The organism is Microcystis sp. M113S1, from assembly GCF_020246945.1.
Classification (GTDB): Bacteria; Cyanobacteriota; Cyanobacteriia; order Cyanobacteriales; family Microcystaceae; genus Microcystis.
This window is the reverse complement of sequence record NZ_JADBSA010000013.1, coordinates 1-23,442: the sequence shown is the minus strand read 5'-3', so window position 1 is coordinate 23,442 and position 23,442 is coordinate 1. Positions and strand designations below refer to the sequence as shown.

Annotated in this window: 23 protein-coding genes and 3 pseudogenes; 10 read left to right on the top strand and 16 right to left on the bottom strand. The window is 42.9% G+C overall.

All coding sequences use genetic code 11. The annotated features are described in order from the left end of the window. The 4 genes and pseudogenes from IM319_RS00960 to murI all read left to right on the top strand — a co-directional run. Positions 1 to 200 (top strand): annotated as a pseudogene (locus IM319_RS00960) (IS5/IS1182 family transposase); the annotation flags it as partial. A 190-nt stretch (positions 201 to 390) separates the two neighbouring features. Beyond that, complete coding sequence (locus IM319_RS00955; RefSeq protein ID WP_287684581.1) at positions 391 to 1,779, top strand: cation:proton antiporter; 1,389 nt, start codon at positions 391 to 393, stop codon at positions 1,777 to 1,779. A gap of 410 nt (positions 1,780 to 2,189) precedes the next feature. Next, entirely contained in the window at positions 2,190 to 4,088 is a 1,899-nt protein-coding gene (locus tag IM319_RS00950; protein WP_287734287.1) for an N-acetylmuramoyl-L-alanine amidase, read from the top strand. A 97-nt stretch (positions 4,089 to 4,185) separates the two neighbouring features. After that, positions 4,186 to 5,037: a glutamate racemase gene (gene murI, locus IM319_RS00945; protein ID WP_287077402.1), complete on the top strand. Its 852-nt coding sequence runs from the start codon at positions 4,186 to 4,188 to the stop codon at positions 5,035 to 5,037. A gap of 1,034 nt (positions 5,038 to 6,071) precedes the next feature. Here murI and IM319_RS00940 read toward each other — a convergent pair. The 4 genes from IM319_RS00940 to IM319_RS00925 form a co-directional block, all read right to left on the bottom strand. Then, on the bottom strand, positions 6,072 to 6,317 hold the full coding sequence (locus tag IM319_RS00940) for a hypothetical protein (RefSeq protein WP_287734286.1): 246 nt from the start codon (positions 6,315 to 6,317) through the stop codon (positions 6,072 to 6,074). A 77-nt stretch (positions 6,318 to 6,394) separates the two neighbouring features. Beyond that, on the bottom strand, positions 6,395 to 7,108 hold the full coding sequence (locus tag IM319_RS00935; protein ID WP_287734285.1) for a nucleotidyltransferase family protein: 714 nt from the start codon (positions 7,106 to 7,108) through the stop codon (positions 6,395 to 6,397). Between the two features lie 92 nt (positions 7,109 to 7,200). Next, on the bottom strand, positions 7,201 to 8,226 hold the full coding sequence (locus tag IM319_RS00930) for a dehydrogenase (protein ID WP_287077673.1): 1,026 nt from the start codon (positions 8,224 to 8,226) through the stop codon (positions 7,201 to 7,203). Between the two features lie 37 nt (positions 8,227 to 8,263). Continuing rightward, positions 8,264 to 8,899, bottom strand: a complete 636-nt coding sequence (locus IM319_RS00925; protein WP_286827364.1) for a D-sedoheptulose-7-phosphate isomerase — start codon at positions 8,897 to 8,899, stop codon at positions 8,264 to 8,266. Positions 8,900 to 9,501: 602 nt separating this feature from the next. On the opposite strand from IM319_RS00925, the gene IM319_RS00920 reads away from it, so the two are divergent. The 3 genes from IM319_RS00920 to IM319_RS00910 all read left to right on the top strand — a co-directional run bounded on the left by IM319_RS00920 (position 9,502) and on the right by IM319_RS00910 (position 12,584). Beyond that, complete coding sequence (locus tag IM319_RS00920) at positions 9,502 to 10,161, top strand: D-glycero-alpha-D-manno-heptose-1,7-bisphosphate 7-phosphatase (RefSeq protein ID WP_287734284.1); 660 nt, start codon at positions 9,502 to 9,504, stop codon at positions 10,159 to 10,161. Further along, positions 10,158 to 11,384, top strand: coding sequence for a glycosyltransferase family 4 protein (locus tag IM319_RS00915; protein ID WP_287734283.1), 1,227 nt, complete (start codon positions 10,158 to 10,160; stop codon positions 11,382 to 11,384). The genes IM319_RS00920 and IM319_RS00915 overlap by 4 nt, the downstream gene beginning before the upstream one ends. Positions 11,385 to 11,465: 81 nt before the next feature. Then, on the top strand, positions 11,466 to 12,584 hold the full coding sequence (locus IM319_RS00910) for a glycosyltransferase family 4 protein (protein WP_286826428.1): 1,119 nt from the start codon (positions 11,466 to 11,468) through the stop codon (positions 12,582 to 12,584). Positions 12,585 to 12,981: 397 nt separating this feature from the next. Here the strand turns inward: IM319_RS00910 and IM319_RS00905 are convergent, their stop codons facing one another. Both IM319_RS00905 and IM319_RS00900 read right to left on the bottom strand, forming a co-directional pair. Continuing rightward, positions 12,982 to 13,164 carry a type II toxin-antitoxin system HicA family toxin gene (locus tag IM319_RS00905; protein ID WP_012267861.1) on the bottom strand — a complete coding sequence of 61 codons (183 nt, stop codon included), beginning with the start codon at positions 13,162 to 13,164 and terminating at the stop codon, positions 12,982 to 12,984. Beyond that, entirely contained in the window at positions 13,161 to 13,352 is a 192-nt protein-coding gene (locus IM319_RS00900; protein ID WP_190718926.1) for a type II toxin-antitoxin system HicB family antitoxin, read from the bottom strand. The genes IM319_RS00905 and IM319_RS00900 overlap by 4 nt, the downstream gene beginning before the upstream one ends. 117 nt (positions 13,353 to 13,469) lie before the next feature. On the opposite strand from IM319_RS00900, the gene IM319_RS00895 reads away from it, so the two are divergent. Together IM319_RS00895 and IM319_RS00890 are read left to right on the top strand one after the other, a co-directional pair. Next, positions 13,470 to 13,601 (top strand): hypothetical protein, encoded by a 132-nt coding sequence (locus IM319_RS00895; RefSeq protein WP_286826430.1) that lies wholly within the window; start codon positions 13,470 to 13,472, stop codon positions 13,599 to 13,601. Position 13,602: 1 nt separating this feature from the next. After that, entirely contained in the window at positions 13,603 to 14,190 is a 588-nt protein-coding gene (locus IM319_RS00890; protein WP_287734282.1) for a Uma2 family endonuclease, read from the top strand. 315 nt (positions 14,191 to 14,505) lie between these two features. On the opposite strand, the gene IM319_RS00885 is transcribed toward IM319_RS00890, so the two are convergent. From IM319_RS00885 to petJ, 9 genes and pseudogenes are all read right to left on the bottom strand, one after another. Continuing rightward, entirely contained in the window at positions 14,506 to 14,847 is a 342-nt protein-coding gene (locus tag IM319_RS00885; RefSeq protein ID WP_287077362.1) for a HepT-like ribonuclease domain-containing protein, read from the bottom strand. Next, positions 14,844 to 15,137, bottom strand: a complete 294-nt coding sequence (locus tag IM319_RS00880; protein ID WP_002733639.1) for a nucleotidyltransferase family protein — start codon at positions 15,135 to 15,137, stop codon at positions 14,844 to 14,846. The genes IM319_RS00885 and IM319_RS00880 overlap by 4 nt, the downstream gene beginning before the upstream one ends. A gap of 238 nt (positions 15,138 to 15,375) precedes the next feature. Beyond that, entirely contained in the window at positions 15,376 to 16,587 is a 1,212-nt protein-coding gene (locus IM319_RS00875; RefSeq protein WP_287734281.1) for a tetratricopeptide repeat protein, read from the bottom strand. A 450-nt stretch (positions 16,588 to 17,037) separates the two neighbouring features. Then, positions 17,038 to 17,544: pseudogene (locus IM319_RS00870) on the bottom strand (type ISP restriction/modification enzyme); the annotation flags it as partial. A 29-nt stretch (positions 17,545 to 17,573) separates the two neighbouring features. Beyond that, positions 17,574 to 18,548, bottom strand: coding sequence for a Bpu10I family restriction endonuclease (locus tag IM319_RS00865; RefSeq protein ID WP_287686457.1), 975 nt, complete (start codon positions 18,546 to 18,548; stop codon positions 17,574 to 17,576). After that, complete coding sequence (locus tag IM319_RS00860) at positions 18,521 to 19,765, bottom strand: DNA cytosine methyltransferase (protein ID WP_158198651.1); 1,245 nt, start codon at positions 19,763 to 19,765, stop codon at positions 18,521 to 18,523. The genes IM319_RS00865 and IM319_RS00860 overlap by 28 nt, the downstream gene beginning before the upstream one ends. Before the next feature lie 64 nt (positions 19,766 to 19,829). Continuing rightward, positions 19,830 to 20,075: pseudogene (locus IM319_RS00855) on the bottom strand (hypothetical protein); the annotation flags it as partial. A gap of 256 nt (positions 20,076 to 20,331) precedes the next feature. Continuing rightward, the gene (locus IM319_RS00850) at positions 20,332 to 22,011 is read right to left on the bottom strand and encodes a DUF3352 domain-containing protein (RefSeq protein WP_287734280.1); all 1,680 of its coding nucleotides are present in this window, start codon (positions 22,009 to 22,011) and stop codon (positions 20,332 to 20,334) included. 116 nt (positions 22,012 to 22,127) lie between these two features. Continuing rightward, positions 22,128 to 22,448, bottom strand: coding sequence for a cytochrome c6 PetJ (gene petJ / locus IM319_RS00845; protein WP_190718907.1), 321 nt, complete (start codon positions 22,446 to 22,448; stop codon positions 22,128 to 22,130). 192 nt (positions 22,449 to 22,640) lie between these two features. Here petJ and petE point away from each other — a divergent pair, with 192 nt between their 5' ends. Further along, positions 22,641 to 23,018 (top strand): plastocyanin, encoded by a 378-nt coding sequence (gene petE / locus IM319_RS00840; RefSeq protein WP_287686460.1) that lies wholly within the window; start codon positions 22,641 to 22,643, stop codon positions 23,016 to 23,018. Positions 23,019 to 23,165: 147 nt separating this feature from the next. On the opposite strand, the gene IM319_RS00835 is transcribed toward petE, so the two are convergent. Beyond that, the coding region (locus IM319_RS00835; RefSeq protein ID WP_287686462.1) for a transposase at positions 23,166 to 23,442 on the bottom strand (277 nt) is incomplete at its 5' end.

Here is a 23,442-nt window from a genome sequence, read left to right as displayed (position 1 = left end):
TGGCTAAACTTCCTCATACTTCCTTTTCAGCGATTGCTATTACTTTTTTAGTCATGAATCTTTCTAACCTGTTGAGGCAGGTTTTTTGGGCTTTTTTATGTCTGAAATGGAAAAACAGCACTTTTTCTCGGTCAATGATTACGATAAGTTATAACTTAGGGATTAATCAACAACTAAAGCTTATGCTTGTAGCTAAGTGAAATCATTGATTAAGAGACCTGTGCTTTTCAATAACTTTTTGCCGCAAACCCTATTTACACTCTGTAGTTTATTCTCTTTTTTTATGAAACCACCCTAGTCGTAGAAGCTGGACAAAGGGCAAACTTTGATCAGGGATGACTGAATGGGCCGCAAGCTTGTTAGAGTATTGAGAGTAATTTTGAGCGAGCGATGATACTACAGCCTTTCCTTTCTTCCGCTTGGAGTTTTAACATTCCCCTGTTAGCCGCAGCAGCTACAGCCGAAACTGCCGATAGTGCCTTAGTTTTAGCCTGCGTGCTGCTGAGTTTGACCGTTATTTATTTCGCCTGTAAACTGGGGGGAGAAATATGCGTCCGATTGAACTTGCCTCCCGTGTTAGGAGAATTAGTCGGTGGCGTGATTATCGGGGTTTCTGCCCTAAAATTACTGGTTTTTCCGGAAGGAGGAGCGGGATTCGAGGATTCTCTCCTAATTCACTTCCTACAATCCACTTCCCCCCTCACCCCGGAGCAATCTCCCGCCGTTTTTAGTGCTGCCAGTGAGGTGATTTCCGTCCTCTCGGAATTGGGGGTAATTATCCTACTGTTCGAGATCGGTTTAGAGTCAGACTTGCAGGAATTAATTCGCGTCGGTCCGCAGGCAGCCGTCGTCGCAGTGGTGGGAGTTGCGGTTCCCTTTTTGGTGGGTACTTTGGGTTTAATCTATATCTTTCATCTGGCCACCATTCCCGCTATTTTTGCCGGGGCAGCTTTAACCGCTACCAGTATCGGCATTACCGCCAAGGTTTTAGCAGAAATAGGGCAGTTATCGGCCAAAGAAGGTCAAATTATCATCGGGGCAGCGGTTCTCGATGATATTCTCGGTATTATCATCCTCGCTGTCGTTGCTTCTTTGGTGAAGACCGGAGAAGTGCAGATTAGCAAAGTAATTTATCTAGTTATTAGTTCCAGCGCTTTTGTGGTGGGGGCGATCCTGATCGGTCGTTTTTTAAGCCCCTTTTACGTTCAATTAGTTAATAGCATGAAAACTAGGGGACAATTGCTCTTAGTTTCCCTGATTTTCGCCTTTATTCTTGCCTATATTGCCCAAGTTATCCAACTAGAAGCGATTCTCGGTTCCTTTGCCGCGGGCCTGGTCCTAGGGGAAACGGAAAAGCGCTCGGAATTGGCAGAACAAGTGTTCCCGATCGCCGATTTATTTGTACCGATATTTTTCGTCTGTGTGGGGGCAAAAACCGATTTAAGTGTCCTTAATCCCGCTATTCCCACCAATCGAGAAGGATTAGTCTTGGCCGCTTTCCTAATTGTCGTCGCTATTTTTGGTAAAGTGGTGACGGGGTTAGCAGTTTTCAGTCAGGAAAAACTCAATCGCTTGGCGATCGGAGTTGGCATGATTCCCCGGGGTGAAGTGGGTTTAGTCTTTGCCGGAGTCGGGGCTGCTAGTGGCGCTTTATCCCCCGCTGCCGATGCGGCCATTATTATGATGGTGATCTTGACTACCTTTATCGCTCCGCCCCTGTTAAGGTTAGTATTTAAAGAACCTACCGCCAGCCCTCAATCAGTGAGCAGTGAGCAGTGAGCAGTTACCAGTGGCAGTGTATAAGTTACCAGTATTTAAGTGGCACTAACAGTGCCGTCTTTTCATTGATAACAAGGGCCGAATCTAAATCCTAATTTGTTAAGCTAAAAGCTTTGATGTACTTAGTTTCTAACCTTATTTTTAGGTAGGAGAATTGCCAGATTCTTTTTTGGAGCCTCTTGCCTATTGCCTTCAGAAGCTGATAACTGATAACTGATAACTGATCCCTGATAACTGATCCCTGATAACTGATCAGAAACATAGCAGACTGTTCCAACGTCCCATAAGCTTGTTTTTATTGATAGTCATTCTCAGAGCATTAACGGAGCTATGGATGGCCAAAAATCGACAAAATTGTCCATTTTTACCGAAAAAAGGTAATTGATAACTGAGCAACGGGAGCATCGAGCGTGAGATTTCATTGGTTATTCCTAAGCGCATTAACTTGGTTGCTGGTGGCAGCCCCTGCTTGGGCAGGCAAGCTCGTCTTTTGGCGATTCGACACCAATGAGAATCGTCTGGTCTTCACCACCGACAATCGAGTGCAACCGCGAGCGCAAATGATCACTAACCCCACCAGGATCGTGATCGATCTGCCCGGGATCAAGTTAGGGCAACCCAATATTAACCGGCCCATTGGCAATATCGTCAGAAGTGTCCGTATTGGTCAATTTGATGCGGAAACTACCCGTTTAGTGATTGAATTGGCCCCAGGCTACACCTTTGATCCTCAACAGGTAAAAATTCGCGGAATTTCGCCCACCCAATGGACAGTGGAATTGCCAGAACCCCAACCGATTAGGGAGGAAACGCAACCACCCGTCACCCCTGACCCCACACCTCCCCCCGATCGCGGTTCCACCCGTCCCACTCCCCCACCTCCAGTTAGCCAGACGGACAACAACGATGATTTTCAGGTCACTCGCAATGGTCTTTTTGTCCGTTTAGAGCAAAATGGTGATGAGCGATCGATCCGCAGTCAACGCAGCCGGGACGGCAAAAAAATCGAATTTGAATTACCCGGGGCCACTTTACCCAGCAGTCTCACCGGTCAAACTATCCCCGTCAATCGCTATGGGGTCGGTGATATTCAATTCAGTCAGACTGCCAATCAACGGGCCAAGATTTCCCTGAGCGTTAATAAGGATAGTCCCGATTGGCAAGCTCTCTATAGTCGTTTTGGTGGTTTGGTTTTACTGCCTAGGGGCGGTCTGGGTTCCGTGGATAATATCTCCTCACCTCCCCCGACTCAGTCCACCAATCCCACTCCCCGTCCCAATAATCCCCCGGCGAAAACTGCCAATAATCCCCCTTCTAGCAGTCGTTTGGCCACCATCTCCTCGATCGATCTGACGGGCAATAATGATCGCCTCTTAATTCGCGCGGATTTACCCCTGAAAGCTAACGGCACTGTTAACCGGGATGGTGTCTATGAACTACGCATCGAAAATGCTAAGTTAGCCGAGTCTTTCCGCGGTCCGCGCTTCGGCCGCCATAGTCCCATCTATCAATTGCGGGTACGTCAGGAAAGTGCCAATAAGGTGCTGATTTTGGTACAGACGGCCGCGGGTTTTCAACTGGGACAATTAACTCAAACGGGCAATCAAACCCTAGCCCTAGAATTGCTTTCCTCCCCCAATTCTAGCCCCGTTTCTCAGGTTCCTGACTCCACCACTATACCTGTCCCTTTACCCCCAAATACGGGGCAATTTAACCCACCTCCGCGCCCCTCTAACCCCACTCCTAATCCCCCCCGACAAGGCAATAGCCGCTTTCTAGTGGTGATCGATCCGGGCCACGGGGGTAAGGATCCGGGGGCGATCGGAATTGGTGGCCTTCAGGAAAAAAACGTAATTCTGCCCATTTCCCTAGAAGTTACCCGCATCCTGCAACAACAGGGCATCGATGTGCGTCTAACTAGAGATAGCGACTTTTTTGTCACCCTGCAAGGTCGCACGGATCTGGCTAACCAGATCGATGCCGATCTATTTGTCAGTATCCACGCTAACTCTATGGGGAAAGCACGACCGGATGTGAACGGATTGGAAGTTTATTACTTCGGCGATCGCCGTTTGTCTGATACCATCCATCGCAATATTGTCCGCAGTGTCGATATGCGCGATCGGGGGGTGCGTCGGGCGCGTTTCTATGTGCTGAGAACCTCGAAAATGCCCTCTACCCTCGTGGAAGTGGGTTTCGTTACTGGAGCTGAGGATGCTGCTAAATTAGCCAATGCCAACTTTCAACGACAAATGGCGGCGGCGATCGCAAGGGGTATTATTGAATATATTCAACGAAATCTCCGTTAATGATTAAATGATTGGAGCATTAGTTTACCAATCAAAAAATCCGTGTTTTAATATCATCAAATAAAGCTACTTTAGATCAGCGTTTTCCTCGATATCTATGAGAGAATCACAACTTAGTCCGATTGGTGTGTTTGATAGTGGCGTGGGTGGACTGACCGTTTTAAGGGAGTTGTATCGACAACTGCCCCAAGAATCGATTCTCTATTTCGCTGATACCGCTAGACTTCCCTACGGAACCCGTTCTAAAGGGGAAATTATCGAATTTGTCCGGGAAATTCTCACTTGGATGAGCGAGCACCGGGTGAAAATGGTGATTATGGCCTGTAATACCAGTTCCGCCTTGGCTTTAGAAGAAGTACAGGCCGAATTTAAAGATTTACCAATTTTGGGGGTAATTTTACCCGGGGCAAAAACTGCCGTGCAAAAAGGAAAGCGCATTGGGGTGATTTCTACTCCCGCTACGGCTAAAAGTAATGCCTATAAACAAGCGATTCAAGAAATCGATCCTACTGCCCAAGTTTGGCAAATTCCCTGTCCTGAATTTGTCCCTTTGATCGAGGCTAACCGCATTTTTGACCCCTACACCACGCAGGTGGCTAGGGAATATCTTCAGCCTTTACTAGCAGAAAATATTGATACTCTGGTCTATGGTTGTACCCATTATCGCCATCTTTCCCCGGTTTTACGTCGTCTTTTACCTAGTTCCGTGCGGTTGGTAGATCCCGCCGCTTCCGTTGTCCGAGCGGCGGAAAAAGAACTAGAATTATTAGGTCTAAAAAATCCCGAAACACCCCTACCTACCAACTTCGCAGTTAGCGGTGATCCTGACACTTTTGCTCGTTTATCTCGTCAATGGCTCGGTTTTTCTCCCCGGGTAGAAAAGGTTTATCTGCAATGTCGGGTGAAGACCCTCGGTTTTACCGATGGGATGAAACAAAGGCCAGTATAGAACAGCGAACCACAGCTAAAAATAAGTGTCTAGTCTCAAGAGCGAAATCTCGAATGACTTCTGACATTGTTAATGGCATTCTAGTTGCGTATTCCGAAGTGCGCTTGCTCTTCTTTTGGGGTCATTAGCCTTGGCAGTGTTTTTTCCTTTAAAGGTCTTGAAGTACTCACGAAAAATAGCTACCATATAAGTATAGCGGCTAGGGTAAACAACCGCTTGAAAAACCCCTGTAGTCTAATCACTACGCTATCTGCACCTTGACAATCAAAGATATGGGGTTCTACCTAATGTTCTAGTTTCTACCTGTAGGTAGGTAAAATCTTTGCAGGAACTAGACAAAGCAGTATTTGAAGCTAACACTTCAATTAAAGCAAATTTTGTAGAAATACAACTAGGGTGGGGCGCACCCAAAGTTAACGCTTGAGGAGAGAACCACCTCTGGGTTGAGAATCGCAAGGTACTTAGTCTAAGTCCACATCGGTGAATCAAGAATCCCTCGCTTGAGCGCGACGGGAGCGTCAATTGCCTGTCCCCGTTTTATAGCCGTCAGCCTTTTTCAGTTTAGGAGTTGATTTTAGCTTTTTTGGCGATCGCTAGTAAGAGGTAGATCACCAGTAAATACATCATTGGTAACACTAAGGTCATGGTAGGCATTGTTTGATTAGGGAGGAGAGAAGATAGTTAAAATTAGGTAGGCTCGATCTTTCCCCATTGATCATTGAATGACTAGCGACGAGAAAACTAGCTAAATCTGCAAACAGATCGAGCTTATCGGTCAGTCACTCTACCAAGAGACCGGGATCGAGTTGGACAGGTAATCGTCTTCAACTCCATTCTTCCCACTAGAAACCGACGAGAAAAAATTCCTCATCTTAACAATTCCTAGGTGAGAACTGGGGGTTAATTTCTTGCAACTGCCACTATCAACTTAACATAAGTTGTCAAGGACTGGGAAAAAATTTTTCTAAGCTCGATCGAAAGGAGAATAATCAAGATTTTGCGAAGAAGATTGTCAAGGTCTTTTAATTTTTTCTTCATCTAAACTGACCGGTAGCGTTCATTAAAACCAAGGCTCTTTGAGGTGTTTCTCCTTTGTAGAGACTGTATAAAATTTTTACTCGTGGGTCAGCTATGAAGGCTGCAGTTATGCCGGGAGGATAAACTAAGATAAATTCTACATTTCCCTGCACGGATAAAAGTTGTTGTAACCAATATTCGGAAAAATTTCCGATGGTCGGGCTAACAATAGATAATATCGGTTGATTGAAACTAGCAAGCATCTCTGGTGAATTTATTTAGAAATAATTTAAGGATACAAACACAAATTTTCTGAACTTAGGTGACTACCAAGACTCTCTCAAAAGGATAATTTTGAGATGACAGAGGGTAATTCTTGTTGACTTTTTTCGTAATCTTGAGGTATGCCTATGTCAATAAAATATTCGTCAGAAATAAAGCCATACATATGAATTTTCTCGGTATAAACTTTTAGAAAGTCGTCCTCAAAAGAAAATTTTGATGGCAGATCAAAGCCAGACAATATTTTTTTTGCTACACAATATATGCCGCCATTAATATAGCCCTTATCTTGATATTTTTTGGATTCAAACCCGATAATTTTTTGATCATCATCTAGGAGAACATTATTATAACGATCAAAGTCAGTTAGGGGCTTCAGAGCAAGGGTTATCAGGGATTTTTTTTGATTATGTAAATTAATTAGGGCGGATAAATTGACATTAAACAAGGTATCTCCGTTAACAATTAATGCTTGTTCGGTTTCAATTTTATTTAAGGCCAACCGGATCGCTCCTCCAGTTCCCAAGGGTGTATCTTCTATCAGATAATTCAGTTCGTATTCCTGGTAATTATCGCCAAAATGATCGATAATTTTCTGATATTCATAGCCAACAGAAACTAAAAATTTGTTGCTAATTTTTTGAGAGATTAGGTAATCTAATAGATATTCTAAAAAAGGCCTGTCGGCAACGGGAGCCATGGGTTTTGGTAAAGTGTTGATTACTGATCGCAACCTGGTTCCTAACCCACCTGCCAGAATAATTACGTCCATAGATACACCTCAAAAATCTGAATTATTGCCAATCTTTTAAAAACTATTTTTAGGGTTATAGGGATAATCCTTCCCCATCGAGCCTTGGCTTGTTATAATGTCCATGCTTGGGTTCCGTATTTAGTAAAATGAAAATTAATCACTTGGCCTCCTGCTGCTTTCAAAGCTTTAGTTACTTCGATTTTCTTGGTAGGATCGACCATAAAGATAATAAAACCACCGCCACCGGCCCCCGATATTTTGCCTGAATAGGCCCCGGTTTCCCTAGCTACCTGATAAATGTGATCGATCTGCGGATTACTAATTAATTTGGATAATTTCTTTTTCGCTTCCCAAGAAGTTCTCAGAATTTCTGCTATCCCCATAAAATCTGATTTAAGCAGTGCTTCTTTAAAGAGAATTGCCTCTTTTTTGAGTTGATGGGTAGCGGCGATCGCTTGCTCATTTTTTTCTTGGACATTCTGAATTTGATCCTCAATGACTTGAGATGAGTAGCGAGAAATGCCTGTATAGTAGAGAATCAAAGAGACTTCCAATTCATTGATCACCCAATTTTTAATTCTCAAAGGATTAACTATGACTCGATCTTGTTCATAAAATTCCATAAAATTAAAGCCGCCAAAAGTGGCAGCGTACTGATCCTGTTTACCCCCCAACCAGCCTAGGTCAATTCGTTCGATTTCGTAGGCTAAATGGGCGATATCGTACTCGCCTAGGGGTAATTTTAACAGTTCCACAAAGGCTTTAACTATGGCCACGGCTAGGGTAGAAGAAGAACCCAATCCCGAACCGGCCGGCGCATCGGAAAAGGTGGTGATTTGCAGCGGTAAAGGTTGCCCTTGATTAAAGTCTTTAATCAAACGATTATAGACCGCTTTGTGCAGATCGAGAACGCCGTTATAGGGGAGAGGAAACTGAAGGGTTTCTATTTGTTGTTCTCCCCGATCGGCGGCAACAAAAATGACTTGTTTATCAGTAATTTCCGTGACTGTACAGTAGGCATAGAGATCGATAGTAGCGTTGAGAACGTAACCCCCATAAAGACTACAGTAAGGCTCGACATCGGTGCCGCCACCACCTAAACCTAATCTTAAAGGAGCTTTGGTTCTGATGATCATGGGTATGCTGTTTAGGTTTATTTTTTGCTAGGAGATTTTAGTTGGGAAAGAGCGCTTCTTCGATCGCTAAACAAATAGTATGGAGAACAAAACCATGACCTTCTTGAATGCGCGGGGTACTGGTACTAGGAATCATCAAACAATAATCGGTTTTTTCCTCTAGAGCTAATCCCTTCGCCCCAGTTAAACCGATGCTAGTGAGACCTTTTACTTGACAAACTTTGAGAGCTTGATGGATATTGGCGGAATTTCCCGAAGTGGAAATACCGATAAACACATCGCCAGGGTTTCCTTCTGCTTCTATCTGGCGGCTAAAAATATATTCGTAACCATAATCGTTAGCGATTGCTGTTAAACTGGCGATATCGCTATTGAGAACGCGCACTGGCAAAGACTGTCTTTCTTTGAGAAATCGGCCGTGCAGCTCACCGCCAAAATGGATAGCATCGGCTGCACTGCCTCCATTACCGGCGACTAATACTTTGTGGTTGTTGCGATAAGCATGGATACATACGTGGCAAATCTCTTGGATTTTTTCTAGATATTTTGTCTCAGTTAGTAGGGTTTTCTTCAGGTTATAAGCTTCTTCCAATTCGGTCTTGATTAAAATTGACAGAGAGGGATCGCTCTGGAAACTATCTAATTTTTTGTTTGATTTTTCCACCATTCGCATAGGTTTGATTTTCCAATTTTTATTAGTTGAATAAATTTAACTCTCAATCATCCTGTCATTACATTGAATAGTATCAAAAGACCAGAATCGCTGTCCATTAATTGGGTACAAAAACCCTAGCACGGTAGAATTGATCACGGGACAAGAAAAACAGGTCAATGATAGTTCTAGAGAAACCTAGAGCGATCGAGTCAAAAGAGTGATCTTTTGCCAGTTATTCTGGGAATATACCACAAACGCCCCAACCTTAGCACAATTTGTTTTGTTTGTAAATAAACTTTTGATCTATTCTGGCCGAGACGAGGGATTTCTGAGCGGGGGGTTCAACCCTTGCCAGTCTTGGCCTTTTGTTTGGCCCGACAAAAATGTTAACAATTCATGACAATACTGCTGATATAATCAAAAGTCCAAAGGCCTGACGGCGTATAATATGCCCTGATTGCTATACTCTGACATCTAGATAGTAAAGAGAAGCAATTTAGCCGAGAAAACTAGCACAAATCGCGACAATACCGCAAATTTTGTCTGTCCATCGGTTCAAGCTCTCGTCCCTGACAGAAGAACTGAGAATTCTAGTCCCCGACTCGAAAAAGTCCAACATAATGAATCCTTTCCCCGCAATTTCCGTCAATGACGACGACCTCAAATACCCATCTCCGCCACCTCCTGGCAATTCTGACCGCGAAAGCGAAGATAGAGCAAAAAAGAACAAAGCCTTATTTCTCGATCGAGATGGGGTAGTTATCGACTATATCCCCTACCTGAGTAAACCAGAACAGGTGAGCATTCCCGCCGGGGCAGCGGCTGCCTTAAAACAGTGGCAGGATGCTGGCTATCTGCTGATCATCATTACCAATCAATCGGGACTTGCTAGGGGCTATTTCACTTGGGATGATCTAGCGGCGATTCACGGGCGCATGATCGAGGAATACCGACAATTGGGGGTGCATTTTCACGATCTTGCCATCTGCCCGCACCATCCCGACGAAGGTTGTCTGTGCCGCAAACCCTCCCCCTATCTGCTGCTGGCCGCCGCCCACCAATACGGAATCGATTTAGCCGGCTCGTTGTTTATCGGCGATGCGGCCAGTGATCTAGAATGCGCCCTAGAAGCTGGTTGTCAGCCCGTATTGCTCTTAACAGGGCGAGGAAAAGTCACCCTTGGGGAGATCGAGAAATACCCAGTTGAGATTCCCGTGTATGGCCAACTAAAGGAAACGGTAGAATTATTGTCAAAAACCGCTGCCGAACCAGAATTATGAGAATATTAGTCCTTTTTTGCAATAACTTTCCCTATCCACCTAGTCGCGGGGCAACCGAGGGGAGAACTTTTAACCTGATCAAATGTCTTCATCAAAACCATGATGTCACCCTGTTCGCCCGTCGGGTGGAGAATGTCACGGAAACTCAGATCGAAGAACTCAAAACCTTTACCGATGATCTTGTCTTATTTCCGCCCCAGCAAATTCCCGCTCCAGGCAAGGGACTGACAAAACTAATCGGTCAAACAGGGCGCTTTCTGGAGGGAATAGTACAGATGACCCCTGCTAGTGTTCTTAGTTATCGTTCGCCGCTCATTCAAGAGCGAGTAGATGAATACGTCGAGCAGCAAAAATGTGATGTGATTCTCTGCGCTCAGAGTATCAGCGAGATTTTTGTCCGGCCGGAATACCGTCAGCGAGTCAAAACAGTAGTAGATATTCACAGTTCCGTGTACGGTTGGACACGCAATCATTTAGATAGAGGAGCCTCCGCCTATCCGCTGCGGGATTTTCTCTATCTGCCCTTACTCTATCAGTATGAAAAACGTTACTGTGCCAAGTTTTCGCAATTAGTGGCTACTACCGATTACGATCGCGAACAATTATTACAAATTCTACCAGAAGCAAAGGTGGCTATCGTGCCTAATGGCGTGGATTTAGCCATGTTTCCCTATCGTCCTCGGGATCCCGGCGGTCATAATTTGGTCTTTGTCGGTTCCATGAGTTCTACCCATAATATCGATGCCGCCCGTTTTTTTGCTTTAGAAGTCTTGCCAGTCATTCAACACCGATATCCCGATACCACTTTAACCCTAGTGGGGGCAAACCCGGCGCCGGAAGTTCTCGAACTTGCCAAGTATCCCGGTGTGAGCGTGACGGGGACAGTTCCCTCGACAGTGGAATATTTACACCGAGGAACCGTTGGTGTGGTTCCCCTGCGGGTGGGATTGGGAATCAAGACCAAAACCCTAGAATCCATGGCCGCTGGGATTCCGATTGTAGCCAGCGATCGCGGTTTAGAGGGTTTAACGGTGGCAGCAGCGGGAATTCCCCCTAGGGCATTGCGCGCCAATAGCGTTGCTGAGTACGTTACAGCGATCGCTAGGTTGTTCGATGATCCTTCTCTGCGAGAACAACTGTCCCATAATGGCCGGGCGATGGTGGAATCGGAGTACACCTGGGAGCGAGCGGGACAAAGGTATGAGGAAATTTTGCGGGACTAATATTGTTCTTAACCCCTGAATTTCCCTCGAGACTGTTTGAGAGTTTTACCGCCATAAAAATTGATTTTTTGGAGCCTAATCATGAAAGTTTTAATAGTAGGAAATTACGTTAATGATCGGCAGATCAGTATCAATCGTTTTGTCGGTTTAGTGGAGAAAGGACTCAGACAAAAAGGACACGAAATTCGGCGAGTGCAAGCACAGCCTATTTTCGGTCAACTAAAATCCTCTCCCCAGGGACTCGGCAAGTGGTTAGGGTATATTGATAAGTTAATTATTTTCCCAGTGCAGTTACGTCAGCAGCTTGATTGGGCCGATATCGTCTGCATTTGTGATCAGGCGTTATCCTATTTAACTCCCTATCTAAAAGATTGCAAATATTTTGTGATCTGTCACGATCTGCTGGCGATTCGTTCCGCCCTAGGAGAAATTCCTGAAAATCCCACCAGTTGGACGGGAAAACAGTATCAGGCGATGATTTTGCGAGGATTCAAACAGGCTAAATATGTTGTCTGTTCTTCCGAAGCTACTCGTGCCGATGTTCTCCGTTTAACCAAAATTACCCCCGAACAAACGGAAGTGATCGAGGATTGCTTGAGTGAGGGATACGGTCCGATGACAAGAGCAGCGGCGGTAAATCTAGTGGCCAAATTTAACATTAATAGTGATTGTCCCTGGCTAATTCATGTCGGGGGCGACCAATGGTATAAAAATCGATTGGGATTGCTGAAAATATTCAAGAGGTTAATCGCTTTCCCCGGTCTGGAAAATTGCCGATTGATCCTGATGGGAAAACCTTTGCTGCCGGAGATGCGAGAATTTGTTAATCAGAATAACTTGTCCGCACAAGTAATCGAATTAGGAACCGTCTCTGATGAGGATCTCCGCGCCTTTTATTGCCTAGCAACTGCTTTAATTTTTCCCTCCTTTCAGGAAGGATTCGGTGTTCCCGTTATTGAAGCTCAATCCTGTGGTTGTCCCGTCTTTACCTCCAATCGTCTCCCCATGACTGTTATCGCTGATGATGCAGCCGTTTACTTCGATCCCACCGAACACGAGGCCGCCGCTACTATTATTGCAGAAAATCTTCTCGCTCCTGATCGCCTGGAAGATTTGAGGCAAAAAGGTTTTATCAATGCCACTCGCTTTACTTACGAAAGAATGATCCAATCCTACGACCGATTATTGCCAAAATTGTAGTCTAGAGCTTTTTGGTGACTCATTATCCTGCCAACGCAATTTGAAGCGGGGAGGATATGGTTCTGGGGTTCACTTTGGCACTAGAAATCTTGCTGTAAGAGTGACCGTCCTTTTTTAAATCCTACAGTAATCAATTTTCCATAGCTCCTTTGCTTCCTTGTAGTGTTGTTTAATTGGGGTTTACTGAATAAATCTAAAAACCTTGTTGGATAATATCTTTAGGCTTTTTTGAAATGAAAAAGTGCCAGCCATTGGAGGAATCGGGGCGAAATTTAGGCACTTTTTCCCTGAAAATTAGGTAGGGTTTGCTGAATAATGGTAAAAACCCCACACCCCACACCCCACACCCTGCCCCACGAAAAACTTTTTGCCGCAGACCCTAATTGGCACTGTGAATTTATCTGTCTCCTGTAAGACTTTTGATAATCTTTTTAGCCAATCGCTCATTAATTTCTCGATGTCTGGGAATTGGTTCTGTTTTTCCAGTATCTGGATTATGGTAAATATCGTGTTTCCCTCCACGTCTAATCAAATAGCAGCCCGCTTGCTCTAATTGTGCAATTAAATCATGTCTTTTCATGCGAGTTCAAACTCTGCAACTCTCTTGATTCCGGGGATTTCTTCAGTCGTAAATGTTTTGTAGAGATCGACCAAGTTTTCGATTAATTCTTCTAAGTCAACACCTTGGGTCCAATGATCTGGAAATTCATTCAAATAGCCCAAGAACATCCCATCTGATTCTTTCCAATATGTATATGGAATCTTCATGGTGAAATCCTCATTCTGCGTTGCTAAAGATATTAAGTTGACCCCTATTATAACTGAATTGCTCCCAAGCCACGATCAGCTTTATTAGCGGGGAGATTGCCGCCTGACAATTCGTTAATGCAGCCTACCAAAGCGGCGCTCGCTAATTCAGACAGATTAACGGGGATATCTTTAGTGACAAAAGGTTCAGCACAGGCTAATATTAAAGTTGCTATTGAATGGGAATTTAACCAAGATAAGGGAGGTTAGTATGCAAGTTCAAATCGAAAAACGGTATTACACACCTGAAGAATATTGTCAGTTAGAAGAAACAGCAGAATACAAAAATGAATATCTGGATGGAGAAATTATTCCTATGACGGGAGCAACAACCAATCATAATCTAATTGCTGGTAATTTTTATAAAAATTTTCCGACTAAGATTAACAATGAAGATTATTGGGCTTTTATGAGTGATGTACGGTTATGGATGCCAATATATCGCTTTTATACTTATCCTGATGTAATGGTGATTAAAGGCAAACCATTATATGAAGGAAAAGGCACAAATACTGTAACTAATGCGTTAATTATTGTCGAGGTTTTATCGAAATCAACCCGAGATTATGATCGCACTGATAAGTTTAAGTTTTATCGCTCTATTCCTGACTTTAAGGAATATATTTTGATTGATCAATACCGTTATTATCTCGAACAATTTTATCAACAAAATAATGGAGAATGGTTATTTAAAGTTTATGAATCGGACAAGGAAGCTTTAAGGTTTTATTCTGTGGATTTTCAAATATCATTGCTGGATATTTATCAACGAATTGATTTTACTTTAAGTGAAGAATAATGATTAAATCCCATCTCAATTATCTACCAAAATCAGTTGATATGGCGATTCTCAAGATCAAGAAGGAAACCCAACAAAAAAATAAGAGAATCAAAATAGCGATCGCCCTTTTCAAATCCTATAGTAATCATGACAATTATCCTAGGTTGGGTTGACCCAAGCAAACCCCACAAAAAGCAATGAGAGGAGGGGAATAGCGAGCGCTGATTCAGACAGATTTAGGTGTTGGCTGTTGGGTTTCGTTTTCCCTTAAAATCGAGAGGTTTTCTTTAACCTATTGATTCGCTCAACCCAACCTACGAAATTAGACTTTGATTAAGTATTGACTGATTCTAGATGCCTTAAAATCTGTTCTCTTAAATTATCCAAATAATTCTCTACCACATCCCAAACTGTATTAAGGTCAATTCCCCCTAAATAATCATGTACTAAAATATTCCTAAAACCAGAAATATTACGCCAGTCAACATCGGGAATATTGGCCTTTAATTCCTCCGAAAGCCGTTGAGTTGATTCTGCCAAAGTTTGTAAGCGTCCAATGATAGCATCGCTCATCATTGAATTAGCAAAAAACTCCTGTTTTCCTCCTTGGGAATACTCCTGAATTTTATCAATACAGTCTAAAATGTATCCAAGATAAACTTGATCTTCATTCATAACTTAATTGCCTCCTTTAAGATTCGCTGTTTAATTAGATGATGAAGGCTTTTTTCAGTTACTACATCCACTTTACACCCTAAGAGATCCTCTAAATCAACTAATAATCCACCTGGAAACCAAGGGGATGTTTTAGCTAAATCATAATCAATTAAAAAATCAATATCACTATTTTCGGTTTCCTCACCTCTAGCAACGGAACCAAATACACGCACATTAAAAGCACCATGTTTGGTGGCAATTTTTAGGATATCCTCTCGTTTGTCTTGTATGAGTTGTTTTAGGGTCATAAAATAACATCCATCCCGAAGGTTTTTAATGAACAATTAACAGACTAGACTAGAAAAAACTAAATACTGATAACAATTATCGTCGGTTGGATTGACCCAAGGAAACCCCACAAAAAGCCATGAGAGGAGGGGAGAGCCGATTCCGACGGATTTAGGTGTTGGCTGTTGGGTTTCGCTTTCCCCCTAGAATTGAGAGGTTTTCTTTAACCTATTGATTCGCTCAACCCAACAAAAAGGACTAGACCGCGCCTAATTCCCGTAGGAGTTCCATAACCTTTTCATATAACGCCGCGTCTCCTTGCTGGCGGAACAGTTCGGCGGCTTGTCGCAAATCTCTGATCGCTTTTTCCCTTTCTAGTCGATAGTAATAAAGAATCCCCCGATTGTTGTAAGCTTCGGCGAATCGGGGATTAATGTTGAGCGCCTGATTGTAATCGGACAGGGCGAGGTCGGATTTCCCCTGTTGGTCGTAAAGACCCCCCCGATTGTAGTAAACCGTTGCGTTTCGGGGATTAATGTTGAGCGCCTGATTGAAATCGGACAGGGCGCGGTCGGGTTTCCCCTGTTCGTAGTAAAGAAGCCCGCGATTGTTGTAAGCCGTTGCGTATCGGGGATTAATGTTGAGCGCCTGATTGTAATCGGACAGGGCGAGGTCGGGTTTCCCCTGTTGTCGGTAAAGAACCCCGCGATTGTTGTAAGCGTCGGCGTATCGGGGATTAATGTTGAGCGCCTGATTGAAATCGGACAGGGCGCGGTCGGGTTTCCCCTGTTCGTAGTAAAGAAACCCGCGATTGTTGTAAGCCTCTGCGTATCGGGGATTAATGTTGAGCGCCTGATTGTAATCGGACAGGGCGCGGTCGGGTTTCCCCTGTTCGTAGTAAAGAAGCCCGCGACCGTTGTAAGCTTCGGCCAATCGGGGATTAATGTTGAGCGCTTTGTTGAATTCAGCGAGGGCGAGGTCGGGTTTCTCCTGTTGTCGGTAAAGAAGCCCGCGATTGCTGTAAGCCAGAGCTAATCGGGGATTAATGTTGATCGCCTGATTGAAATCGGACAGGGCGAGGTCGGGTTTTCCCTGTTCGGCGTAAAGAAACCCGCGATTGTTGTAAGCTTCGGCCAATCGGGGATTAATGTTGATCGCCTGATTGTAATCGGACAGGGCGAGGTCGGGTTTCTCCTGTTGTTCGTAAAGAAACCCCCGATTGAGGTAAGCCTCGGCGTATCGGGGATCAATGTTGATCGCTTTGGTGAATTCAGCGAGGGCGAGATCGTATTTTTCCTGTTGGATGTAGTCAACTCCCCGGTTATAGTGGCCGATCGCGTCTTGATTGTTCCCTTGAGCGATCCGGGTTTCGGCTGGTTGTCGGCTCTCTAGCGCCATGACGGGGCGAACAGTCGCGAGAGTGGAAAGGCTGATTAGGCTAACGGTGGTAAGAAGGGCAAAGGATTTCATGGCTAGTTCCTCGGTGGGGATGATTTGAAGTTTTACTTAATTTTATCGGCTGCTTTTTTGGAAATATGCAGAATAGGGCGAGCAATTTTTTTTGTTTCGGATACAAAGGGAAAAAGCACCGCAATCGGGAGTGCTTTGTTGTCATTTAGTGAAAAATACTTGTTTTTTTCGATGCAATATGGTAGGCAAATCCCCGACGATTAGCGATGTCCAATTAATTTGCCTCAGTTGTCAGGGCTTTTTTTGCCCAAAAAAAATAAAAATTATCATTAGAATCTAGACTACAAAAATAAATTGTTCTTTATTGAGTGAGATGAACTAAAGAACAACATCAATATCTAAAAACACGGGATCGACTTTAATTTTGCCGAGGAATTGTCCTAAGTAGGTGGGTGGAATTAAATATAAGATGAACGTAGATTGGGTTGAAGCATGAAACCCAACAAAAAGTCATCCGAGGTTTTCCATCTCCTCGATAATTGCCATTGTCTCAACACTAACGGTACACACACGAGTCAATAAGTCAATAACTTGGTCTTTATAATTTACAAAACGATAACTATTAAATTTCTCAGCGATGGTTTTATCTTTGGGTTTCTTTTCTTTGTATTGATCCAATATCCATTCTAACGCGCAACGATTACCGAGTTTATATTCCCAAGCAGTTGCGGGGATTTTTTCGAGGGTGGTGACATCATCAATAATTATTTTTCCTGCGGGTTTATCTGCTTTCAGTTTTGGGGTGGGATTATCTTTGCTAGTGGGAATATCAACGCGGGTTAACGGATAGGGATTGACGGTTTCATAGTTGATATGCAGATGGATTAATTTTTCTCCCCAGTTTACCCATTGTGGGAAGTTTTCATACAAGGGAATACGAGGAAATTCTCGCTTGAGATTTAATTCGTATTTACTGCGATATGCTGGATGATGAAGGACTGCATAGGTATAGCAGAATGCCAAGAATAAGCGGTGAGAATGGTTAGTTAAATTAACCAACCTCTCTGAATGCCATGTTCAATTCCACCAGTCCAATCCATTGTTAAATGTTCTCTTACTGCATTAAAAAGGTGTTGTATAACTAGAGGATTAATTGAATTTTTGACATAATTTTCTTTATATCGTAATTCGCGATCAGTATTTCTTTGTTGACGAAGTACATAAATCTGATCGACTTTATATTTCCTTAAATTGACATCATCTGATAGTTTAATCCATTCCATCACTACAATATATAAACTATTAGGATTGCGTGCTTTTAAGTCTTCTGCCGCTCGTGAAGAACCTTCCAGCATAGTTTTATCTAAATAAGTTTTGCATTCGATAACAATCACTGGCAGATCGAAAATATGTGTTTCAGTATTATTGGTGATTTTCACCTCAGAATAACTATCTGGATCATCTTTTGGTGAAAAAGATGATAACTGCTCTGTCGGATTATTTTGTGCCAGGGGATAAGATGATTCTAGAGATGCTTTAATTGTTGTACCGATAACAAAATCATGATCCTTTTTCTCAATACGAGCGTAAGGACGCTTGAGCATTTCTGAATAACTGGGAGGGACAAAGAAAATGTCTTTGAAAGTGTGTGATTTACCAATTAAAGTATTCTCACCAAAATCACCAATTAAATCTTTAAATAAATAGTACAAAAATTCCTCAAGTACCGTTGAATGAAGATTGGAACGAGAGTCAAATTTTTCTGCGTAGTGTTGTTGATCGATAAAATCTTTATAAATTGACAGCAGTTTAACTCGTCTTTGCAAAATTTTATTGTCTCGCTCTGTTGCTATTGAAGTCGGTCCGACTAATTTATAATTAATGCGACACCACTGATCATATTTTTCTCGTATTTCACCAAGAAATCGCTTACTTTCAGCATCTTTATACTTTTGAGGGTGGTTTTCCTTTTGTTCAAGATTAGAACCGTGAACTAGAGGATTTCTACTGGTTTTGGACATAAATTTAACTTTTCTTTAATATGTAATGCTATGGAACGAGCGAGGAGAGGTGGTACAGCATTACCTATTTGATTGTACTGACAAAGGAATTTTTCGTCAAATCTTTTTTCTCTATGTAATAACTTTTGAGAAACCACGGTTTTTTTGCCAAGAAAACGGTATTGATCGGGAAAAGATTGTAATCGCGCACCCTCACGAGCAGTTAAATTACGATTTTGGAAAGGATGCAGAAAATTAGCATAAAATGAAGCTGTAATTGTATGAGATGGTTCGTAGGGATTTAAACGACGATTATTTTGATCATAGCAATGGGAAGATAACTCCCCATTGCTACTTCTTCGTCTAGGTTTATGTTCTTGGGGTACATCAGAACTAGATTCTCCCCATTTAATATGTTTAAAACGTTCAACAAGTCTTGCTGAATGTTCCATAGCTACATGATTATATAATACATCACTATTATCCCTTATCCATGTTTGATAGCTGTTTTGAGGGTCACAAATATACGACTGTTCTTCTTGTCCTTCTCTCGCATTTAATAAAGGTAAATCTGAGATAGCATCCCAGAGATTAATAGCAGGATTTAAGGTCTCTGTTTCTAACAAGGAAAGTTGTCGATTACCTCTATCATTGTATAACTTTAACGAATGACTAATAGTGGGGATTCCAATCTTTTTTCCACTGGTATTTCCCACAATAAAAACTCTTTCTCTGGACTGAGGAACGCCATAATTAAGCGCATTTATTAACCATACCTCTACAAAATAACCAAGCTCAATAAAGGTGCTTTGTATAATGTCTATAACTTTTAAATTGTCGCTATTTTTGCGAGATAAAATTCCTTTGACATTCTCTATAATGAAAGCTTTCGGTTTTAGGTAATCTATCCAACGAGCAAACTCTAAAAACAAACTATTCCTCGGATCCTGAGGATCTTTATGTGCCGGACCAGCAATACTGAATCCTTGACAGGGTGGACCACCAATAATAACGTCTGGTTTAAAAATACACACTTTCTTGACACTATCTTCAGTACAATAATCACGAATATCATGTTGAAGAACTAGCATTTTAGGATGATTGTAACGCAAAGTATCACAAGCCCAAGCATCTATTTCCAGTGCTAACGGCACTGAATAACCTGCCATTTTAAATCCTAGTCCGAACCCACCGGCTCCAGCAAATATATCAATTGCTATTGGTTGTTGTATGAACATATAATTTAACTTTTGTCAACAGATGAGATGATTGTGTGGTTCAACTACTAATCCTCTTCAAATTTTCCTTACTTTCCCAGTAACCCCAGTCTAATCTTAAAGCATCTTTGACTGTACCATCGGGATAAACCAACTTTCCTGACTTGTTGCGATAATCTAATTCCGGGATTAATAAAAAATCACGGGTTTTACAGTATTCATTTAAAAGATTCTGGAAAGCAACCCTTAAAGAAGTTTCTTTTTTACTGCCTCCAAATTGAATAATTTTATCGACTTCGCTATAGTATTGATGGATGAGGAGACGAGACATAGCAGAAAAATTAGAGATTGAGGTGATTATCTTTATTATTCCCGAAAAAGCTAGAAAAATCTCACAGGGTGAGCGCATCTCAAAAACTATTGACAATTGGCCAATTTTGTGATCAGCGTGGGCATTTCCAGTGATACCATTTTTCTTTATTCGTGGCAGTCAATCAGACTCCCCTCTCCCGTCCCCCCCTTTTTTTGCTCCCCGATGTCGGGAGGGATTGGGGGGTTGCCTCTTACCTTCAGTAATTGATAACTGATTAAGACTTCACTCCCAGATTAAAGAAAATCGTTCCCCGACGCACGGAATTATCACTACCTTGGCTACTAACAGTAAGAGAACGCAGATTATTAAATAAAGGCTTAATCGATAATTCTAACACCCGCACGATCGGGAATTTTGCCTCGATTACTGGTTGCAATTGTCGCCAATCGATGTAAAAATAACCATCATTTTCTGCGGGTAAAGCAGTAATTGCCTGTCGAAACTTACCACTGCTTAAAATCGGGTTTTTCTGTGCAGATAAAGCTAATCCCATCGCTTCCACAGAACTAGCGATAATTTCATAATTATCTACTCTCGTATGCACTCCCGTCACGATCATCTCTAGTTGCGCTTTTCCCCCTGGGACCGCCGTGGTTAACTTTGTCCAAGCTGTCACCGATCGATCGAGTAAAGGCAGATTAACCACATTATAGCCGCGACTGCGGGCCAACTCGTCCAAATGAGCGATCGCACTGTCCACATCCACCCCCATCACCCGTTCCCCTAGAAAAACACTATCGGGTTCCATCCCCTTTGAACTAGGCACGAGAGCGAGGCTATATTCGCCTCTAACCCAGCTAAAAACGTCTTCAGGCAAATTTAAACCTAAAGGCGATTGGAAGCGGTTTAAGACCTGTGTTATTAATTCCTGTAGGGGACTATCTGCTTCTAACCCCTCCTCTACCTGAGTCCAAAAACGATTTAAATCGCGACTAGCGGCGACTAAAAGGCTATTTTCGCTGATAAAAGATAATGCTCCCACGGGACTAGATAAAATTGGTGCTTGGTTATCCTGTCCTAAGACCCCAATTAAGGCGGTTTGAGCGACTATTCCCCTAGATTTGATGGTAAAAGCCGTGGCTAATCGTTGTTTTGCTTCGGGACTCTCCGGGACGGGTTGATTGGCGATCCAAGCCGATAACGTGGGTAAATTGCTGTAAACGATAGCTATACGCGGTTCAGTGATATTTTTTATTGCTTCTTGGTAATCGGGGCTATTTTTTAGGTTTAAATCCGGTACTTGCACGTTATTGAGTGCCTCGCGCAAAACCTTGATATTATTGGCAAAAAGCACCGTATCCCCCACCACGGCACTAGCGAGAAAACGATTATTATCTCCTGCGGTTAAGGGACGTTGATAAATAAGGTTAATTCCCTTGTAGGTTTCAAAAACTAGGTCAAATTTGCCTGAAACTGCCTGTTTTGAGTAGGAAGCTTGCAGAAATTCCTTAGCACTTTCACTATTTTTACTTTGAATTGCCAAAAGATAACCCGGTTGGATACCATTATCGGTATTGCGATCGAAATCTAGGGAAGTAACAGCGAGGGTAATTTCCTCCCCTAACCAAGGTTTGATTTCCTTTTGATAATTCAATCCCGTTTTACCGAGGAGAGTTTTTTCTAAATCCTTAATTTCTTGGTGGGAACGTCGTCGATTAGCCGGTGTAGCGATTAATTGACCAAAAGACTCCAAACGTTCGGGATTGACCAACAAGGATACCATAACCGGGGCCTGTTTCGGCACAAAAATCGCCGCCGTCGGTTCCCGCATTACTCCACCTTTAAGCAAAGACAGAGGACTATCGGCGAGAATCCAAGCAAAACTGGCTGTAGCGACTCCTAGGAGAATGATTACCGTCGCACCTAAAAGATAGAAAAACGATCGCAATTTCACAACCTTGCCCCGAGATGAACCATTAGCTATTTTAAGCCAGCAGATGACCCAAGAATTTCGATCGCTACAATTCTTACCAGACTGACAACCGATAACTCACCACCGATAACTAATTTTTACCAGCCTTTTTCCGCTTGAGCGAGGACATAATTAGCTACAGTTTCGATATCTTCAGCGCTGAGACGACCACCGAAAGCAGGCATCGCCCCCATACCTTTGGTAACTTGGGTAACGATAGCTTCAACGGAATCTTTGCCGTATTTAGCTAAATCTTCTTTTTTCAGGGTTTTAGCGGCATTAACCACGTTTTTACCGCCCATGTGGCAGGAAGCACAGTTAGCACTGAAAATCGAAGCCCCATCAGCTAAAGCGGGACGAGCCATACCGAATGTAACCACAGCCAAGAGCAAGCACAGGGAAATTAATAATCTTTTCACGATAGGTTCTCCTCTATTTCTCAAGAAATTCCCCAACCATCGTCAGAAAAAAACGGTTTTCTTGTCAAAAGACAAGCTGTCAAACTTGGTGTAGAATTAATTCATGGGACAGTTAAAAGCAAACTTTTACTTTTTTGTCAAAAGACAGGCTGTCAAACTTGTCATCTTCCCTCGTGTAAAGGATTAACAAGCATGAAAAAATTAGGTTTATTGCTCGCTACCGTGGTGCTAGTCGTCTCTAGCTTCTTCTTCAACACTGCCGCCGCTGCCGCGGAAACCTTCACGGTTAAGATGGGCGGTGATGCAGGTACACTACAATTTGATCCCCCCACCCTGACTATTAAAGCAGGAGATACGGTGAAATGGGTCAATAACAAACTTTCTCCCCATAACATAGTTTTCGATAGCACCAAAGTTCCCGAAGCTCAAGCCAGCAAATTATCCCACAAAGGTCTGGCTTTTTCCGCCGGTGAGTCCTTTGAAAGCACTTTCAGCGAACCGGGTACTTACACCTACTACTGCGAACCCCATCGCGGCGCCGGTATGGTCGGAACGATTACCGTTCAGTAATGATCCGATTTTAACCAAAAATAACTCGCGGTTAACTGCCGCGGGTTGTTTTTTGGTAATTATGAAGACTTTTCAGTTATCAGTAATCAGTAATCAGTGAGGTTCTTCAGTTTGTCTTATGGGCTCTTCGTTACTCTTTATGCTAAATCAACAGACAAGATGCCAAGACAACATACTTCTAACCCAAAAATTCCGAAAGTTTCTAAAGCCATAGCCTCTTCGTTTTATTAGTTTAAGTTTATCATTGATTCCCTCGACCACCCCATTCGTTGTTCTTCGCTCGAAATAACTAATGATTTCTCCAAACCAGTTTCGGATTGTTTGACAACTCTTGGTAAAAACACTGGAGGATTTTGCCAACCATTCCGAGATGGATAGCAGTCCCTCTGTCGGATTCTTTGAGGTTTCATAAATCTTTCTGAAT

Excerpts from the sequence above, each read along its gene's own strand:
- IM319_RS00955 (WP_287684581.1), top strand. The coding sequence starts at position 391 with ATGATACTACAGCCTTTCCTTTCTTCCGCTTGGAGTTTTAACATTCCC.
- murI (WP_287077402.1), top strand. The coding sequence starts at position 4,186 with ATGAGAGAATCACAACTTAGTCCGATTGGTGTGTTTGATAGTGGCGTG.
- IM319_RS00940 (WP_287734286.1), bottom strand. The coding sequence starts at position 6,317 with ATGCTTGCTAGTTTCAATCAACCGATATTATCTATTGTTAGCCCGACC.
- IM319_RS00935 (WP_287734285.1), bottom strand. The coding sequence starts at position 7,108 with ATGGACGTAATTATTCTGGCAGGTGGGTTAGGAACCAGGTTGCGATCA.
- IM319_RS00930 (WP_287077673.1), bottom strand. The coding sequence starts at position 8,226 with ATGATCATCAGAACCAAAGCTCCTTTAAGATTAGGTTTAGGTGGTGGC.
- IM319_RS00925 (WP_286827364.1), bottom strand. The coding sequence starts at position 8,899 with ATGCGAATGGTGGAAAAATCAAACAAAAAATTAGATAGTTTCCAGAGC.
- IM319_RS00920 (WP_287734284.1), top strand. The coding sequence starts at position 9,502 with ATGAATCCTTTCCCCGCAATTTCCGTCAATGACGACGACCTCAAATAC.
- IM319_RS00915 (WP_287734283.1), top strand. The coding sequence starts at position 10,158 with ATGAGAATATTAGTCCTTTTTTGCAATAACTTTCCCTATCCACCTAGT.
- IM319_RS00910 (WP_286826428.1), top strand. The coding sequence starts at position 11,466 with ATGAAAGTTTTAATAGTAGGAAATTACGTTAATGATCGGCAGATCAGT.
- IM319_RS00905 (WP_012267861.1), bottom strand. The coding sequence starts at position 13,164 with ATGAAAAGACATGATTTAATTGCACAATTAGAGCAAGCGGGCTGCTAT.
- IM319_RS00900 (WP_190718926.1), bottom strand. The coding sequence starts at position 13,352 with ATGAAGATTCCATATACATATTGGAAAGAATCAGATGGGATGTTCTTG.
- IM319_RS00895 (WP_286826430.1), top strand. The coding sequence starts at position 13,470 with ATGCAGCCTACCAAAGCGGCGCTCGCTAATTCAGACAGATTAACGGGG.
- IM319_RS00890 (WP_287734282.1), top strand. The coding sequence starts at position 13,603 with ATGCAAGTTCAAATCGAAAAACGGTATTACACACCTGAAGAATATTGT.
- IM319_RS00885 (WP_287077362.1), bottom strand. The coding sequence starts at position 14,847 with ATGAATGAAGATCAAGTTTATCTTGGATACATTTTAGACTGTATTGAT.
- IM319_RS00880 (WP_002733639.1), bottom strand. The coding sequence starts at position 15,137 with ATGACCCTAAAACAACTCATACAAGACAAACGAGAGGATATCCTAAAA.
- IM319_RS00875 (WP_287734281.1), bottom strand. The coding sequence starts at position 16,587 with ATGAAATCCTTTGCCCTTCTTACCACCGTTAGCCTAATCAGCCTTTCC.
- IM319_RS00865 (WP_287686457.1), bottom strand. The coding sequence starts at position 18,548 with ATGTCCAAAACCAGTAGAAATCCTCTAGTTCACGGTTCTAATCTTGAA.
- IM319_RS00860 (WP_158198651.1), bottom strand. The coding sequence starts at position 19,765 with ATGTTCATACAACAACCAATAGCAATTGATATATTTGCTGGAGCCGGT.
- petE (WP_287686460.1), top strand. The coding sequence starts at position 22,641 with ATGAAAAAATTAGGTTTATTGCTCGCTACCGTGGTGCTAGTCGTCTCT.